This window comes from Pedobacter sp. TM02, from assembly GCF_059705275.1.
This window is the reverse complement of sequence record NZ_AP046530.1, coordinates 3,942,578-3,958,976: the sequence shown is the minus strand read 5'-3', so window position 1 is coordinate 3,958,976 and position 16,399 is coordinate 3,942,578. Positions and strand designations below refer to the sequence as shown.

General features: G+C 45.1%; 11 protein-coding genes. 3 read left to right on the top strand and 8 right to left on the bottom strand.

The features are described 5' to 3' along the window. Positions 1-48 precede the first annotated feature (48 nt). The 5 genes from AC6H1S_RS17015 to AC6H1S_RS16995 all read right to left on the bottom strand — a co-directional run bounded on the left by AC6H1S_RS17015 (position 49) and on the right by AC6H1S_RS16995 (position 7,335). Positions 49-930 carry a TraB/GumN family protein gene (locus AC6H1S_RS17015; protein WP_497564388.1) on the bottom strand — a complete coding sequence of 294 codons (882 nt, stop codon included), beginning with the start codon at positions 928-930 and terminating at the stop codon, positions 49-51. A gap of 5 nt (positions 931-935) precedes the next feature. Continuing rightward, positions 936-1,670 carry a lysophospholipid acyltransferase family protein gene (locus AC6H1S_RS17010; RefSeq protein ID WP_497564387.1) on the bottom strand — a complete coding sequence of 245 codons (735 nt, stop codon included), beginning with the start codon at positions 1,668-1,670 and terminating at the stop codon, positions 936-938. A gap of 5 nt (positions 1,671-1,675) precedes the next feature. Then, entirely contained in the window at positions 1,676-2,230 is a 555-nt protein-coding gene (locus tag AC6H1S_RS17005; RefSeq protein WP_497564386.1) for an NUDIX domain-containing protein, read from the bottom strand. A 176-nt stretch (positions 2,231-2,406) separates the two neighbouring features. Then, positions 2,407-4,821: a TonB-dependent receptor gene (locus AC6H1S_RS17000; RefSeq protein ID WP_497564385.1), complete on the bottom strand. Its 2,415-nt coding sequence runs from the start codon at positions 4,819-4,821 to the stop codon at positions 2,407-2,409. Positions 4,822-4,842: 21 nt separating this feature from the next. Continuing rightward, positions 4,843-7,335: a TonB-dependent receptor gene (locus AC6H1S_RS16995; protein ID WP_497564384.1), complete on the bottom strand. Its 2,493-nt coding sequence runs from the start codon at positions 7,333-7,335 to the stop codon at positions 4,843-4,845. Positions 7,336-7,435: 100 nt separating this feature from the next. Here AC6H1S_RS16995 and AC6H1S_RS16990 point away from each other — a divergent pair, with 100 nt between their 5' ends. Continuing rightward, the gene (locus tag AC6H1S_RS16990; RefSeq protein WP_497564383.1) at positions 7,436-8,038 is read left to right on the top strand and encodes a thioredoxin family protein; all 603 of its coding nucleotides are present in this window, start codon (positions 7,436-7,438) and stop codon (positions 8,036-8,038) included. Between the two features lie 283 nt (positions 8,039-8,321). Here the strand turns inward: AC6H1S_RS16990 and AC6H1S_RS16985 are convergent, their stop codons facing one another. Further along, complete coding sequence (locus AC6H1S_RS16985) at positions 8,322-8,603, bottom strand: ATP-dependent Clp protease adaptor ClpS (RefSeq protein WP_199136137.1); 282 nt, start codon at positions 8,601-8,603, stop codon at positions 8,322-8,324. Positions 8,604-8,744: 141 nt separating this feature from the next. On the opposite strand from AC6H1S_RS16985, the gene AC6H1S_RS16980 reads away from it, so the two are divergent. Continuing rightward, entirely contained in the window at positions 8,745-9,791 is a 1,047-nt protein-coding gene (locus AC6H1S_RS16980; RefSeq protein WP_199136135.1) for a 3-oxoacyl-ACP synthase III family protein, read from the top strand. 64 nt (positions 9,792-9,855) lie between these two features. Continuing rightward, entirely contained in the window at positions 9,856-10,797 is a 942-nt protein-coding gene (locus tag AC6H1S_RS16975; RefSeq protein ID WP_497564382.1) for a Smr/MutS family protein, read from the top strand. Positions 10,798-10,800: 3 nt separating this feature from the next. Here AC6H1S_RS16975 and AC6H1S_RS16970 read toward each other — a convergent pair whose 3' ends face one another. Together AC6H1S_RS16970 and AC6H1S_RS16965 are read right to left on the bottom strand one after the other, a co-directional pair. Continuing rightward, positions 10,801-13,539 carry a hypothetical protein gene (locus AC6H1S_RS16970; RefSeq protein WP_497564381.1) on the bottom strand — a complete coding sequence of 913 codons (2,739 nt, stop codon included), beginning with the start codon at positions 13,537-13,539 and terminating at the stop codon, positions 10,801-10,803. Positions 13,540-13,645: 106 nt separating this feature from the next. Further along, positions 13,646-16,396, bottom strand: a complete 2,751-nt coding sequence (locus AC6H1S_RS16965; RefSeq protein WP_497564380.1) for a hypothetical protein — start codon at positions 16,394-16,396, stop codon at positions 13,646-13,648. Positions 16,397-16,399 lie beyond the last annotated feature (3 nt).

Genomic DNA, 16,399 nt, shown 5'->3' with positions numbered 1-16,399 from the left:
GAGTTGGGTTTAAAGCTGATTGCCTCGATTCAGAAAACCGCCAGCCGGTTACTCAGTGGTAGCCAGGGGCGTAACCGTGTAGCCCAGCGCTTTCAAGCCTTGGATTAAGCCATCTTTGCCAATCAGATGCCCGGCACCAACGGCAATAAACAGGCTTTGGCCTTGCATGAGCGCCGGAAGCTGCGTTAGCCACTTTTGGTTTCTATTTTTAAGAAGCTTGTCCATTTCCTCCGAGGTATAATCTTCGTTTTGGCTAAATAGCTTTTCAAATTTTCCGAGGTCTTGCGTAATGTAATAATCGTAGATTTTTTGGGTTTCGGCTTTTGTTTTTTCTGCTTTGCTAATGCTTTTGAGCAACAATTCTTTTTGGCGTTCCAAAGTTCCTCCCAATAGCACATCGGCTTGGTCTTCTACGGTTTCGAGGCCATATACTTTTTTGTTCCTGCTTTTGGCGTCATCCTGAAAATATTGGTCGATGGCAGGGTTGTCTTTGCTGAAAGTAACGGGTGAGGTAAAGGCCAGCAACATGACCTGAATGGCAGCGGGTTTCATCGAATTGAACATTTTAAGGTCGTAACCCGATACTTTTTTCAAGTAATCGGCCACCATTTGATACTCGTCGGGTTTCAGGAGCTTGTCTAAAAAATTATTCTTCATTAGCATATAGGGAGCCAGTTTGATGGCCATGTTATTGTCCATCACCAGCTCGCCAACTACCGCATCGGCGTTGTTCAGCTTTTGGTTCAATATTTTCATGGTATCGATAAAGCTTTTGCCGGCAAAATGGTAGGTTCCAAATAAATAAGAAGGCTTTTCTAGGCCTTTGCCCGAAATTTCCCACAACAAGGTGTTTGTTGTTTTTTTGTTTTGGGCGTTTGCGCTTAAACTGATGCTTAAGAAGCAAAGGAGAAAATATTTTAGGATCTTCATGAAGCTCATTGATGGAGTTTGGCTTTAATGGCTACTTCGGCGGCCAAGGTAATATCCTCTGCCGGTTTTTCTGCCGGTTCGATAGGTGCCAACACGGTCCACCTGATGGCTTCGGCTACGCTTAATGGAAATAGGCCGTAACGCACAATTTTCCACGAATTCTCTATGGCTACCGGTACCAGCAAGGCATTGGGTGCTCTTTTAAGGAGGGTTGCAATGCCTCCTACGTGAAAAGTCTTCACTTTGCCGTCTTTGGCACGGGTGCCTTCGGCAAAAATTACGGCCGACCAATTGTTTTCTTTCATCCGCTTGCCCAGCTTCCCGATTTCGAGTACCGATTGCTTGCCGTCTTTACGGTCGATATTGGCGCCGCCACCGTATTTGAGGTTGTAGGAAATAGACGGAATGCCCCTAGTCAGTTCTATTTTTGAGATGAATTTGGGATGGTACTTGCGCAAGAACCAGATCAATCCCGGAATATCGTACATGCTCTGGTGGTTGGCCACAAAAATAATGGGTCTGTCGGTTGGCAGGTTTTGCTGGTTCACGAAAGTAACCGAGTTGAGCAGAAACCAGTTGCAATAAGTCAGGAAAAAATTCAGGCAGTCGACTGATCTTTTGTGGGCTTTGTAGCCAAATAGTTTATAGCATATCCATTGGATGGGGTGGAAAATGCCAAGCATCAGTCCGAAAAAGATGTAGAATATTGGCGATAGGATATAGCCGAACAGTTTTCTCATAAAAATTAAATTTTACCCTCCTGTATCAATAGCTTGGTTTTTAAAATGCCTGCCACGCTCATGCTGTCGGTAATGGTTCCGTCTAAAACCAGCTGAAAAGCTTCTTCGAACGGCAGTTTGCGGATAACCAGTTCCTCGGTTTCTTCGGGCGATGCCATGCCCATTTGGAGGTCTTGGGCTACATAAATGATTGCCAATTCGTCGCTTACAGAATTGGAAAGGTGCATCCGTTGGATTTCTGTCAAACGGCCGGCACTTAATCCGGTTTCTTCAGCCAGCTCCCGCCGGGCGCCTTCTTCGGGATGGATGCCCAATAAACCTCCACCTTCTGGAATCTCCCAGCTGTAGGCCTTGATCGGAAATCGGTATTGCCCAACGAGCCAGGTGTTGTAATCGGTATCCAAAGGAATGATGCCAATGGCCGTATTTTTAAAGTGCACCTCGCCATAAATACCTTTACCGCCAGCAGGGTTAATTACCTGATGTTCGGTAAGCGAAATCCAATTGTTATCGTAGATTTTTTGACTTTCCAGTATTTTCCAGGGATTATCCTTGTCCATGGCTGCAAGATACGATTTTAGTCGGTTAGTCGATAGTCGGGAAGTCCATAGTCTTTAGTTAGGGCGCAGAGGTAAGCTGGAACACGGAAGATGGAAAATGTAATTTGAGGTTGGGCACTGAGTTTACAATTGTCAGTTAGCAATAAACCTATGACTAATGAACCCGTGAACTTCTTCTACTGCTTTACGGGTACAGGTGGAGGTGGGATGGTTACCTTGTTTACTTTCACTTTGGTAAAGCGATAGTTTAAGCTGAAGCTCACATTGCTCGAGTTGTTAGTAGAATAGCTCTGCGAGGTGAAATTGGTGCCTTGGTTAAACGAATTGTTGTTGCGGCGGCCAAAAGGGTCGCTTGTGCTGATGCGTGCACTCAGGGTGTTTTTAAAAAAGGTTTTCCTGGCGCCGAAGCTGCTGTTGATCGATCCTTTGTTACGGCCTTGCGCATTGATGTTGTTGGCGTAGTTTACGTACGACTCGAAAGCGGTTTTGAACGGCAATTGCATCGAAAAGCCCAAGGAAGCCCTTAAGCTCAATCCGTCGCGGTTTAACGAAGAATTTAATTTAGAGTTGTACCGGCTCTGGATTATACTGAAATTGCCATTGGTAGAAATTTTGCTGGTAGGCCTAAAGTTACCGATCAGCATCAAGGCAATAGCATGGTTGGTTCCTACATTGTCGAAAGTGCTTTCTGACACGCCGTTTGGTTTAACCATACGGTACCGTTCGATTACGCCCCTGGCGGTTGAGTAGGAAATACGTGGCGTAAACGACCATTTTTGTCCGAAGGCACCAAAACTGAAATCCATTTGGTGTGTGTAGGCCGGCGAAAGATCGGGATTGCCGTAAGAAATATTCAGCGTATCGGCATTGTTAACCTGTGGGTTCAACGTGTTTTCTCGGGGTCTGTTGATGCGTACGCTGTAGGTCGCTCCGAAATTATAGCGTTTTTTGAAGTAATGGTTGATTGATACGTTGGGGAACAAGCTCAGGTAAGGATCTACATGGTAATTGGCGCCTGTAGAAAGGTCGAAGTTTACATCGGTGTATTCAGCTCTCAATCCACCTTTAAAACCCCAGCCATTGAGCCTCAAATTATAGGAAGCATAACCCGACAGGATGTGTTCATTATAAAAAAACTTATTGGTGAGGGCTTTATTGGTGAGGTACTGTTCGGTTTGGTAATTGAAGTTCTGCACCAGCAGGTCGTTGTCGTTTTTGCGGTAGTTAAAGGCCATGCCCAGTTCCAACTGGTCGCGCTTTTTAAAAACCGGCTTGTCATAATCGAGGTTAAAGTTCAGTCCCTGGTTACTGATTTCGTTGTCGTTCTGCTGCAGGCTTGGGTTTAAGTTGGCCGGAAAGGCATAGGTGCGGTTGTAAGAACGCAGGTCGTTGTTGGCATTGGTATTGGCGGTAATGCCCATGGTCAGCTTGCCTCCAACGGTATCGGTTTGCAGGTTGTAATCGGCATTAAAAACAAAGTTATGGCTGTTGCCGTCGCCCAGGTTCTGCTGGTTGCGCAGGCGGGTGGCTATCTGGTCTTCATTGAGGTAATAAAAATCGTTGCCCGAACGGCTATTGCTGTTGTTGATGTTGTAGTTGGTAGAGATGCGGAGGCTTTGCTTGGGCGTAATGTCCCAATCGAACCCCAACCTAAAATTACCCCCGTCGCTTTTGTTGCGGTTGTTGTTAAACTGGTTGTAATAGAAAGTAGTATCGGGAAAGAAATTGGTGCGGTAGCTTTCGCTATTGCCTTTGCCGATGTTCTGCCGATAGGCCGCGCTGCCATTCAGGTTATAGTTTTTGCCCCTGTAGGAGGCATTGGCATTGGTGTTGGTATTGCCCTGCAGGCCGGCGGTTATGCCTATATTGCCGTTAAAACCGACTTTGAAGCCCTTTTTCATTACGATGTTGAGGATGCCCTCGCCATCGCCCGAGTATTTGGAAGGCGGATTGGTCATGACCTCTATTTTTTCGATGGCATCAGAAGGCAATACGTTGAGCAGGTCTGTAATGTTGGAGGTCATGTAATCGGAAGGCTTGCCGTCAATAAAAACACGGGTACTCCTTTTGCCTGCAATGGTTGCGTTGCCGTCGATGTCGACCTGCACCATTGGTACGTTTTTGAGGATGTCTGTTGCGGTGCTCCCCTCGGCCAGTATCGACGAGCCTACGTTATAGGTAATCACATCGGCGCCAAATTCTACCAGCGGTTTGGGGGCGGTAATTACCACTTCGTTCAGGTTGCTCTGTTCGTTGCTGAGCTTCAGGTTGCCCAGGTTTTTGTCGAAATCTTTTTCGGTAATGATGATGTCGTTGACCACCAAACTGGCAAAGCCCACGTAGCTTACCCTTAGCCTGTAAGTGGCGGGTTTGAGGTTCACGAATTTAAATATACCGTTTTCATCGCTTTGGATGGTAGACAAGGGCTGTTCTGCGGTGCCCTCAAAAACAGCTACTACAGCAAAGGGAATAGGCAAAGCGCCTACCTCCTCAATTACCTTACCCCGAATAATGCCCTTTTCTGCCGCTTTGGCGCCAAAAGCAGCCATGCAACAAGCAACAAGCAACAAAAAGGATGTCAGGATTTTCAAGGTAGGTGCTAAGCTAATCAATTAAAAGGTTTCTTCGTTTGGTCTGCCACCCTCATCATCGCTTTTTTTCGTTTTCTTAAAGCCAAAACTGGTTTTTCCAAAACGGTAAGAAAAAGTGAGGTTGCCCATGGTGCCTTGCATGTAGCGGCTAAAATCAATCAATGAAGTATTGCCGTTTTGGGTCATCTGCCATTTTCTGGTCGAAAATACGTCCCTGATGTTTAGGCTCAAACTGGCTTTCTTGTTTTTGAAGTCGTATTTGGCGCCTGCATCCATGCCGTACATCGCTTTTCTGATGCCTTGGGCCATCACCTCGCGCGAGCGGTAGTCGCCTTTGATTTGCAGGGTGATGCTGTATGGCAATACAAAGTTGTTGGTTAAGTTGGCGTTGTAGCTAAATCCCGAGTTTTCTACGATGCCAAATGCCGGAACGCCCACGATCTTGCTCTGGTAAAGGTTAACGTTGGCGGTAAAGTTCCAAGCTTTGAGCAGGTCGAATTTACCAATCAGCTCTATGCCGCTGGCGATGCTGCGGGTTAAGTTTTGTGGGGTGCTGATGGTAATTCCGTTGGCATCAGGTTCAGTTCTGATCCTTTGGATCACATCGTTGGTTTGGCGCATGTAGGCCGACGAAACCAAAGAGAATTTTTTCCAGAATTTGCTATAGCTCAACTCAAAAGCATGTACGTCTTCAGGTTTAAGGTTTACATTGCCTTGGCGGTAGTTTAAAGGGTCTGAAACATCAAGAAAAGGGTTGGTGTCCCAGCCACGTGGCCTGTTTACCCTGCGGCTATAGCTCAACTGTACCTGTTGGTCGCCCTTAAACTTTTGGGTAAGGAAAACACTTGGGTATAAACGGGTATAAGCTACTTTGCCTGGAGTATAAGCCAAGTTAGAGTTGATGTCGTAAGCGCCTAAATGGGTATCTAAACGCGCATCTTCGCCCCTTAAACCAAATTGATAGCCAAAATTGTTGATTTGGTTTTGGTAGTTTACATAAATGGCATGTACCTGGTCTTTGCTATTGAACTCGTTGCTTAACGAATAGTTAAAATTGTAATTGCCATCAACAGGGCTTAATACATCGGCATAGGTAGAGCTTTCGGCAATACGGATTTGGCTGCGGTAGCCGGCTTCAACTTTGCCAGACTTGCCAACAGGCAAGGTATAGTCTACCTGCGCGTTGTAGTTGCGGTTCAGTCCGTCCCTGTCGTTGCGCTGGATGTCGGGCGTGCCGCTAACCGGGTTGCCGTTAATGTTGTAAATGTTGGTGTTGTAGGTCTGGAAATTATCGTTCGTGCCTTCCGAAAAACTGATGTTGGCCGTAAGCTCTTCGCGAGGCTTTTTAAATTTCTGAGAAAAATCCAAGTTCAAATCGTAGCTGTTGCCTTTGCCATTGTTATCGTTAGAGCGGTGGCTGAGTGCCAATGGATTAAGGTTAGCGCCTAACTGGTCTATAGACAAAAACTCGTTTTGGTTGTTGTTTCTGATGTTGAGCCCTGTAGAGAAACTCAATACGCTTTTTTCGGCCAGGTAATAATCCAGTCCGGCCTTCAGGTTATGTCCTTTTTCCAAACCTTTCGAATCGGTATTCTGGTTGGCATAGCCGGTTGGACCGGTGCCATTAAAATAAGCGATGTTGTTGTAGCCACCACCCACACGGTTGCCATAGCGGTAGCTGTAATTGCCGTAAAGGTTTATTTGTTTGTTTTGAAAACTCATGCTGGTGTTGGCGTTGTAATTATCGCGGTTTCCGGCAGTTAAAGCCAAAGAACCATTAAAACCCAGCTTCTTGTTTCTTTTCAATACAATGTTGATGATACCCGATTGTCCTTCGGCATCGTACTTGGCCGATGGATTGGTAATCAACTCCACGCTTTCGATTGAACTGGCGGGGATGGATTTGAGGATCTGGGCCACGTCGCCGCCGGCAATTAACGAAGGCTTGCCATCAATCAGCACTTTTACGCCCGACGAACCGCGCAGGCTTACATTGCCGTCGATATCGGTTTGCACCGAAGGTACGTTTTGCAAAAGATCGGATGCAGAACCACCCTCGCTTACCAAACTTTGGTCAACAGAGAATACCTTTTTGTCGATGCCCAATTGCATGGTTGTTTTGGGTGCGGTAACGGTTACCTCGTTCAAAACATTGCTTTTGGCGGTTTTCATCCTGATGCTGCCCAGGCTGATTTCCTTAACCGCATCTGAAATGGTAACCGAATCGCGTACCATGGTTTGGTAGCCCACATAACTGGCCTTGAAAGTAAAGGTGCCTTTGGGGATATTGGTAATGGCAAAAAGACCATCAACATCGGTTTGCACCAGCTTGATGGTGTTTTTCGTTTTTTTATCGATCAGCATGGCCGAAGCAAACGGAATGGTTTCGTTGGTTTGTGCATCAATGATTTTTCCGGTTATTTTGCCGATATTATTGGTTTGTGCAGAAAGTTTTACAGTTACAATACAAATAGCTAAAGTCAATAACAGAACTTTGCGGATACTATTTTTCATCTAAATCTTGCTCTTTTTTAGTTTTTCCTAAATTGGAAGACAAAGGTCGGATGAGAAAGTTTAAAAAAACGAGGCGTAACTATTTTATTACAGCTAAAACATGATAAATTACGGTAATATTTTTGATAACGAAGGTTTAAGTTATACTGCTTATCGCGAATTGGTAAACCAACTCCTGGCCGAAGGCAAAACTACGGGCCCCGATCATTCGGAAGCCATGTTGCATTATACCAAGATGAACGTGCAACGCATGAACCGGGTCGACAAAACCACGGTGCTGGGTAACGATCTTCTGGAGGCCATGGGCAAAGTAAAAGGCAAGTACCACTTTTTGGTAATCAGCGAAGGCTGGTGTGGCGATGCCGCTCAAATTGTACCTGTAATTAACAAATTGGTTGAACATGCGCCCGATCAATTCGACCTTAAGCTGGTCCTGCGCGATCAACATCTCGAACTGATTGATGCCCACCTCACCAATAACGGCAGGGCTATTCCGGTACTTTTGGTACTTAACGAACAAAAAGAACTCGTTTTGCCCAAATGGGGACCAAGGCCTCAAGTGCTTCAGGATTTATTGATGCAGTGGAAGAAAGAAAACTCCGATATGATGCTGGTTGCCGAACAACTACATGGTTGGTATGCTAAGGATAAAACCCAAAGTACGCAAGCAGAGCTGGCCAAATTGTTGGCTAATTTGAAATAGACGAATGTGTTAGCCACTTTGTTTGGGCGTGTTTTTAACCAATAAGAACATTTCAATCTTTTTTCTAAAGATTTTGTAATGAATTTCTTAGATGCCTAGGGCGGTTAGATGCCTAGGGCGGTTAGAGGTTAGGCTAACCATTAAGGCATTAAGGTTATTCGGGCTTTTCTTTTGTCGCATGCTTTGGGGTTTAGCCTGAGGCGTCTAAGGTGGTTAAAAATTAGGCCAACCATTAAGGCTTTTCTTATTTGTGTGCTTCGCCGTTAGTTGTAAAGGAATAACGTTAATCGACAGTAACCGTTAAGCCTTCTTGTTGCAGAATTTTGCGGTAAACTTCCATTTCGGTAAACGAACCTTCTAAAATGGCGCATTTTCCTTTGTTGTGTACTTCCCAGGCAATTTTTTCGCCCTGTGCCTCCGTGTAGTCAAGGTATTTCATCATACACCAGATTACATGCTCAAAAGTATTCACATCATCGTTCCAGAGAATAAGGCGATGAATGGTTTTCAGCGAAGTGAGAATTTCGTCTAGCGTAAATGTTTCTTCCTTGGTTTCTGTTGCCATGCTACAAAAATAATAAATAGTATCTAGATATAGATATAGATGTAAGTTGTATGATATGAAATTAATGACCGATGCCGGAGCATTAGGCAGGAAGCTATACGTCTCAAAAAATAACTACATTTGTTTGTCAAACCACTCAGCATGCAACACTCAAAAATTGCCGGAATAGGCTATTACGTGCCTAAAAATGTTTATACCAATACCGATTTATCGCGCTTTATGGAAACCAGCGACGAATGGATCCAGGAACGTACCGGCATCAAGGAACGCCGTTTTGCCGACAGACTGGGAGAAACCACCACCACCATGGGTATCGAAGCGGCCAAAGTGGCCATTGCCAGAGCCGGAATTACTGCCCAGGATGTCGATTTTATCATTTTTGCGACCTTGAGCCCTGATTATTATTTCCCGGGGTGTGGCGTGTTGCTGCAACGCGAAATGAAAATGAAGGAAATTGGTGCCCTCGATATCCGCAACCAATGCTCGGGCTTTGTGTATGCGCTTTCGGTAGCCGATCAGTTCATTAAAACCGGCATGTATAAGAATATTCTAGTGGTAGGGAGCGAAAAACATTCTTTTGCCATGGATTTCGAGACCCGTAGCCGCAATGTATCCGTTATTTTTGGCGATGGTGCCGGCGCAGTGGTATTGCAGCCCACACAAAAAGAGGGACAAGGCATTTTGAGTACACATTTGCATAGCGATGGCGCCGATGCCGAGATTTTGGCCATGTTTTATCCCGGGTCGCATGCCAATAAATGGATGCCCGAAAAGCCGGGTTATCCAGCTCAGGAGCTGGGCGGTTTGTTCATGACGACCGAGCAGCTGGAAAGTGGCGCCGCCCTGCCTTATATGGATGGACCAGCCGTATTCAAGAAAGCAGTAGTCAAATTTCCAGAGGTGATTAAAGAGGCTTTGGCCAAAAATAACCTCGAAGCTAAGGATATTGACCTGTTGGTGCCTCATCAGGCCAATTTGCGTATCAGCCAATATGTACAGCAACTGTTGGGCTTGCGCGACGATCAGGTGTTCAACAATATTCAGAAATACGGCAACACCACGGCCGCCTCGGTGCCCATTGCACTTTGCGAAGCCTGGGAAGCCGGTAAAATTAAGGAAGGCGATTTGGTTTGCCTAGCCGCCTTTGGCTCGGGCTTTACCTGGGCCAGTGCCTTGTTGAGGTGGTAGTTTGATGCAACCTGAAGTAATTGGCCTGAAGCCAAATGAACCCATTTACAATTGAACTAAAACAATGAGCTTTAAATTAGGAGATTTCGTCCGTTTTGTAGACGAAAAGCGTGAGGGCTATATTACTCGGGTGATTGATGCACAAACTTTTGGCGTAACCGATACCGATGGTTTCGAAATTCCGGTTGTTGGCGCTAACCTTACGCATGTGCACGGCCATGGAGCCACACAGGCGAATGAGCCTCAGCAAACTGCGCAAGCAGCAGCCGATTTTAAGGAAGATGGCGTTTTTCTGGCAGTGGCCGAAGATTCTAAAGCCAGTTCAGTGGCTCATTTTACCTTGGTTAACCGCAGTTCCTATCAATTGCTGCTTGCCCTAAAAACAGATATGAAGGGCCAGTATAGGGGAGAGTTTGCAGGCGTAGTGCCACCTCAGGCACAAACGCAGCTCTTTAGTGCCAATTTGGGCGATTTAGACAATTGGCCCCAATATATTTTCCAGGTCTTGTATTTTACAACAGGCAACCTTAAACCCAAAGCGCCACTGAGCCTGACCAAAAAATTCAGGAGCAAAGACTTCAATTCGGCCAAGCAACAAATCGCCGAAATCAATAAATATGGCTGGTTGGTACAACTGGATGAGCCTGCTCCCCTCATCGATCCACAAAAACTAAAAGAGAGCTTTTTTAGGGGCGAAACGCCAAAACCCATTGTGCCCGTCCCGCCACAAGAGGTAGATCTGCATATCGAAAAGCTGCGCGACGACCATCAGTTTCTCTCCCAATCGGAAATCATCGATATCCAGTTGGCACATTTCCGCCAATTGCTCGATGCGGCCATTGTGCACCAGCTGCCTTCCATCGTTTTTATACACGGCGTGGGCAATGGCACTTTAAGGCACCACATTCATCAAGCCATTAGCAAGCACCCACAGGTAAGAACTTTTATGGATGCCCGCAAGGAAAAGTTTGGTTATGGCGCTACTGAAGTGTTTTTTAAGGTATAGCTTTTACTTTGATTCGGTTGGCTTCACAATGTTGATCCGACTTTGTTTAAACCCAAACCTGCCCAATAAATCGGTGCCTTCTGCTTTAATGGTATAGCTGGTTGGCTTATCGGCCGCATAAAATGAAACGCTGGCCTTGCCATTTTCGTCGGTTATTACGTTGGCGTTCCAATAAATGGTAGAACGAAGGTCGGGTAGGGCATTGGTTTGGTCGGCAGTATATTTTGGACTGTAAAATTCTTTGCCCAAACTTAATGGCAATGGCCTGTATACGTAAACGCCTGGTGCCGTAGCTACCCACGGACCGTTGCCGCTGCGCGTGGTAATTTCGAGGTAATAAAAGACACAACCCTTATACAGCTGGATGTTTTTAATGTCGGCGGCATTGAGGTAATTGAAGATTTGTTTGTTGGCTTCAAACCACTCTCTAGGGCCGGCGCCTTGTACAACTTTATAGGTGCTTATTTTGTCTATCCTGATGGATAAAATAAGGTTTGCTCCGATCACATATTCGTCAAAACTATAATGGCCCATTCTTGAATAACAAGATGGATACCAGGAGTTGCCTGCTTTAAAGCCCTTGAACCTTTCTGTTAAAAGGTCGAGCAGAGTTTTGCGTGGAACCTTTTTCAGCTCCTCTTCTGTAATGAACTGATTGATCCTAGCGTCCCAGGCAACTTCGTAGGTGATATTTGGGTTAGCGCCTTTAATTTCGACTTCCTTCAAAGTGGTGCCGGTTAAGGGTGCCATTAGGCGTTCATTTTGCTTTACTTTCTCTTTGGCATTGAACAGGGATTTGAGTGCCGTACTGTCGCTGTTTATGTACCAAGGATTTACTTTCGGGGCAAGCCCAAAGGGCAGAGCCGGAACAAATTCGTTTACGGTAATGTTTGCGGAAGATACTTTGCCCTTTGCATTTTTGATTTTAATGGTGTAGGCCGCACTGTCAAGCAAAGGCAGGTTGTCGAAAGTGAAATCGCCATTCTTATTGCTAACGGTATCGGTAAGCAGTACGTCCTTGCCTAAAGAGAGCAGGGTAAGTCTGATATCGGGCACGGGCTTATTGAAAAGGCCCGTTAGCCTGCCGGTAATCTTGTTGCCATTTTCGGCGATGAATTTAGGGCTTTCCTGTTTTTTTAAAATCTCATTCCAATCATAGCCTACCCAGCCTTGGGTAAGCATCAACTGGTCTAATGCGGCTTGGCTGTGTGCGTCAAAGGTCTTAAAATACCAGCTGGCATCTTCTACCAAGCCTTTAAGGTTGCTCTGCAAAAGGTAGTAAGAATTGATGTTGCCCGCTTTGGCCGGTTGTCGCACTTGCGCATCGTCGGTTACGGCCAATGCAAAAGTGCCCTTTACCGGCTTTCCGTTTTCGTCGGTTGCGGTTATATCGATGGCAATGCTGTCTTTGGTTTTATAGCTTGTCCTGGTTTCGAAGTCCAGCTTTATATGCTGCTTGAAATTGATAAAGGCATTGCGTTCGTTTAAGGGTTGCTTTTCTGGAGAGAAAAGGGTAAAATGTACGATGCCATCAGGAAAAATATCCTTTGGCAGTTTGAGGTTGCTGAAACCGCTTTGGAGATTGAGCTTGGTAGCCAAAATAATGCTGTCGCCTACCTGTGCCAGCAGTTCGTAAGCTTGGTCTGTTCTTTTGGCTGGGCTGGCTTTTACAAATACATACAAAGAATCGGGCTTATTCAAATGGTCTATCCTTAAGGTGGTGCCTTCTGGCTTTGCCAAAGGCAACGGCACTTGCTTTTCTTTTCCGTTGAGGTTAAAAACGGCAAAATAAGTCTCGTCTTTTTTGGGCAGCAAGAAAAAATTGCCCATGCCGAGGTGTGTACTTGCAAAGGTGCCCAATTGTTCTTTTCTGTTGTTCACAATTTTACCACTGATTTCCTGGCCCAAGCCATCGGTACCAATGGCCTTAAACGCAATTTTGTTATAGATGTCGTTAACCAGATAGCCGCCTTCGGGCATAAATTGAAGGTCGAGGTTGTCGGGGTCTTTTAAAACCAAAGGTAAAATTGCTTTTTTCAATTTGTCTTTTTTATCGAGGATAAGCAGGCTATAGCCAGGGTTTAGGTTGCCGGCAGGCAGTTTTATATCGAAAAAGCCATCTTGGGTGGTTTGCAGTTCGGTGCGCATCAGCCGCTTTTGGCCGTTCATCAAATAAAGTTCCAAATCGCGGTAGCCCGCCGCTTCGTTTTTCACGTTGCTTAGCCGGGCTTTAATGTCGAGGCTGCGTTTGCCGTCTTGGCCAACAAGTTGCTGGTTGGAAGTTAAAAGCCAGGTTTTGTCGGTTGCGTTGCCAATGTAAAAGCTTTTCGAGAAATAAAAATCGGCGCCAAGGTTCTGTTGCCAGTTGGTGTAGGCCCTAATGCTGTAGCTCCCATCGGCAAGCTTCGGATCGAGTGCAAACTGTCCAAAACCGAGCCCGTTGTTTAAGGGAAGCACCAGCCGTTCAACCAGCTGGCTGCTGTCGTTAAAAAGCTCAACGTACAGCCTATCGCTTCGGGTATTGATGTTGTGGTCTGCATTGAGCAGCAAAGATTTAAACCAAAGCGTATCGCCGGCGCTGTAGTAGGGTTTGTCAAAAGTGAGGTAGGCTTTTTCTGTCGGAAACAGGCTGTAATGCGCTTGCACCAAGTTGCTTACGGAAGCCCTTGTTTCTTGTGCCCACATTTTTGTTGCGGCACAGCAACCCAGTAGGGCAAACAGGATGAAAGATTTAAGTTTCATAAGCGGTGTTTTAGCTTTCTTTGATTACTCTATTCATTTGTTCTAAAAGACCCTATACTCGGTAGGGGTATTTTCTACTTCACTTGCCTAAACCTTTGCAAAATCTCTATTTTGATTTTGGTTTGTCTGCCACTTGGATGATGGTCTTCTGATAGCCAAACCTGCCCATTAAATCCGTTCCTTCTGCTTTTACGGTGTAAGTGCTAGGCTTATCGGCCGCATAGAACGAAACGCTGGCCTTTCCGTTTTCATCGGTTATGACATGGGCATTCCAATAAATGGTCGACCGCAAATCGGGCAGGTCGTTTTTACTTTCAGTGGTATATTTTGGACTGTAAAACTCTTTTGCCGGACTTAAGGGCAAAGGCCTGTACACATAGTTGCCTTGGCTTGTGGCCACCCAAGGTCCATTTCCGCTCCGCGTAGTAATTTCAAGATAATAAAATGCACAGCCCTTATAAAGTTGGATACTTTTGATATCTTCTGCACTCAAATCATTGAAAAGCTGTTTGTTAACTTCGAACCAAGCTTGTGGGCCTGCTATTGACGATACTTTAGTTGTACTGATTTTGTCTATCCGAATAGAATTAATAATATTCAAGCCGATTACATATTCCTCAAATAAGAAGCGTTCTACACCAGTGCTGCAGTTGGGATACCAGCGGTCGCTTATCTTAAACCCGCTAAATCTTTCGGTCAAAAGATTGAGTAGTGTTTTGCGTGGCGTTTTTTTCAACTCCTCTTCTGTAATGGACTTGTAAATATTGGCATCCCAGGCTACTTCGTAGGCTATATTTGGATTAACGCCTTTAATTTCTACTTCTTTTAAGGTGGTTCCGCTTAGGGGGAACATTATTGTTTCGTTCTGTTTCACCTTTTCTTTTCCGTTAAGAAAATGCTTCAGCGCAGTACTGTCGCTGTTAACGTACCAAGGATTTGTTTTTTCGGCGAGACCAATTGGAAGCGGGGGAACAAATTCATTTACACTTATCTTGGCCGCAGAGGCTTTTCCTGCTGCATTTTTAATTTTGATGGCATAGGAGGCGCTATCTAAGCGTGGCAGGTTGCTAAAGGTAAAACCGCCATCCAAGTTGCTGATGGTATCTGTAACGAGTATATCCTTACCCAAAGAAAGCAGCGTAAGCCTCATCGCGGCCACTGGTTTGTTGAGCAGGTTGGTTAACCTTCCTGTAATCTTGTTGCCATTTTCTGCGATAAATTTGGGGCTTGCTTGTTTCTTGAGAACCTCATTCCAATTGTACCCGATCCATCCTTGGGTAAGCAATAGATTATCCAAAGCAACCCGAGCGTCGCCACCCTGGTTTCTAAAATACCAGTCGGCATCTTCGATGTTTCCTTTCAAATTGCTTTGCAATAAGAAATAAGTGACAATATTATCGCCATTAACAGGCAGTTTTACCTGCGCATTGTCGGTTATGGCTATAGAAAATGTACCTTTGATTGGGTTGTTGTTCTCGTCTGTAGCATGAATGGATAGCGAAATACTGTCTTTTGGTTTGGAGGAAATACCTTGGGTTATCGATAACTTGATTTGCTGTTTGAAGTTGATGAATGTATTTCGTTCGTTAAGCGGTTGCTGATCGGGAGAGAAGAGCGTAAAATGAACAATGCCATCAGGAAAGCCATTTTTTGCTAGTTTTAGATTGCTGAAGCCATTTTTGAGATTAATTTTGCCCGCGAAAATGAGGCTGTCAGCTGCTTGTGCCACAAGCTCGTATTCCTGGTCAATTCTTTTCCCTTCGCTTGCCCTGATAAACACATATAAAGAATCTGATTTAGAGGTGTGGTCTATCCGCAAAGTAGTACCTTCTGCTTGAGCCGATGGCAACGGTACTTTTTGTTCCTTGCCATTTACATTAAACACAGCCGTATAGGTTTCGCCTTTTTGCGGCAATAAAAAAAAGTTGCCCATTCCTTGATGTTGGCTGGCAAACGTAGTTAACTGCTCATTTTTGGCATTAATGATCTTGCCGCTTATGTTTCGGCTCAACCCATCTGCACCAATGGCCTTAAAAGCCACTTTGTTATAAATGCCCGCTACCAAGTAACCCCCTTCGGGCATAAACTGCAGATCTATTTCGGCAAGGTCATTTAGGGTTAAAGGCAAAATTGCCCTTCTCAGCTTGTCTTTTTTATCGGTTATCAAAAAGCTGTAATTGCTGTTCAGGTTGTTGGTTGGTAAGGGTAATTTTGCATCAAAAAAACCTCCCTGATCTGTTTGCAACTCGGTGCGCATCACTTTTTTGTTGCCATTCATTAGGTAGATTTCCAAATCTAAATAGCCGGAAGGCTCATTGCGCAGATTGGTAAGGCTCGCCTTGATGTCGAGGCTTCTTTTGCCGTTTTCGGTCGTAATCTTCTGGTTTGAAGTGATGAGCCAGGTTTTGTTGCTGGCATTGCCAATGTAAAAGTTCTTTAGAAAATAAGCATCCACACCAAAATTCTGTTGCCAATTGGTGTAGGCCCGTATGCTGTAGCTTCCATCGGTTAGCTTTTGGCTTAAGGGAAACTGGCCAAATCCAAGCCCATTGTCCAGTGCCACCACTCTTCTTTCAACCAGCTGGCTGCTGTCGTTAAAAAGTTCTACATAGAGCTTGTCGCTTCTGGTATTCACACTGTGGTCTGAATTGAGCAAAATCGATTTGAACCACAGCGTATCTCCAATCGTATAATAGGGCTTGTCAAATGATAAGTAGATTTTCTCTGAAGGAAAAAGCGCATAGTATTTTTCGATCTTGTTGGTTATTGACGTGGGTGGCTTCGTATCTTGGGCAAGTGAGCCCATCGAAATCAAGAGCAGATAGGGGATGAGAAGATATAGGCGTACATTTTTCATGGA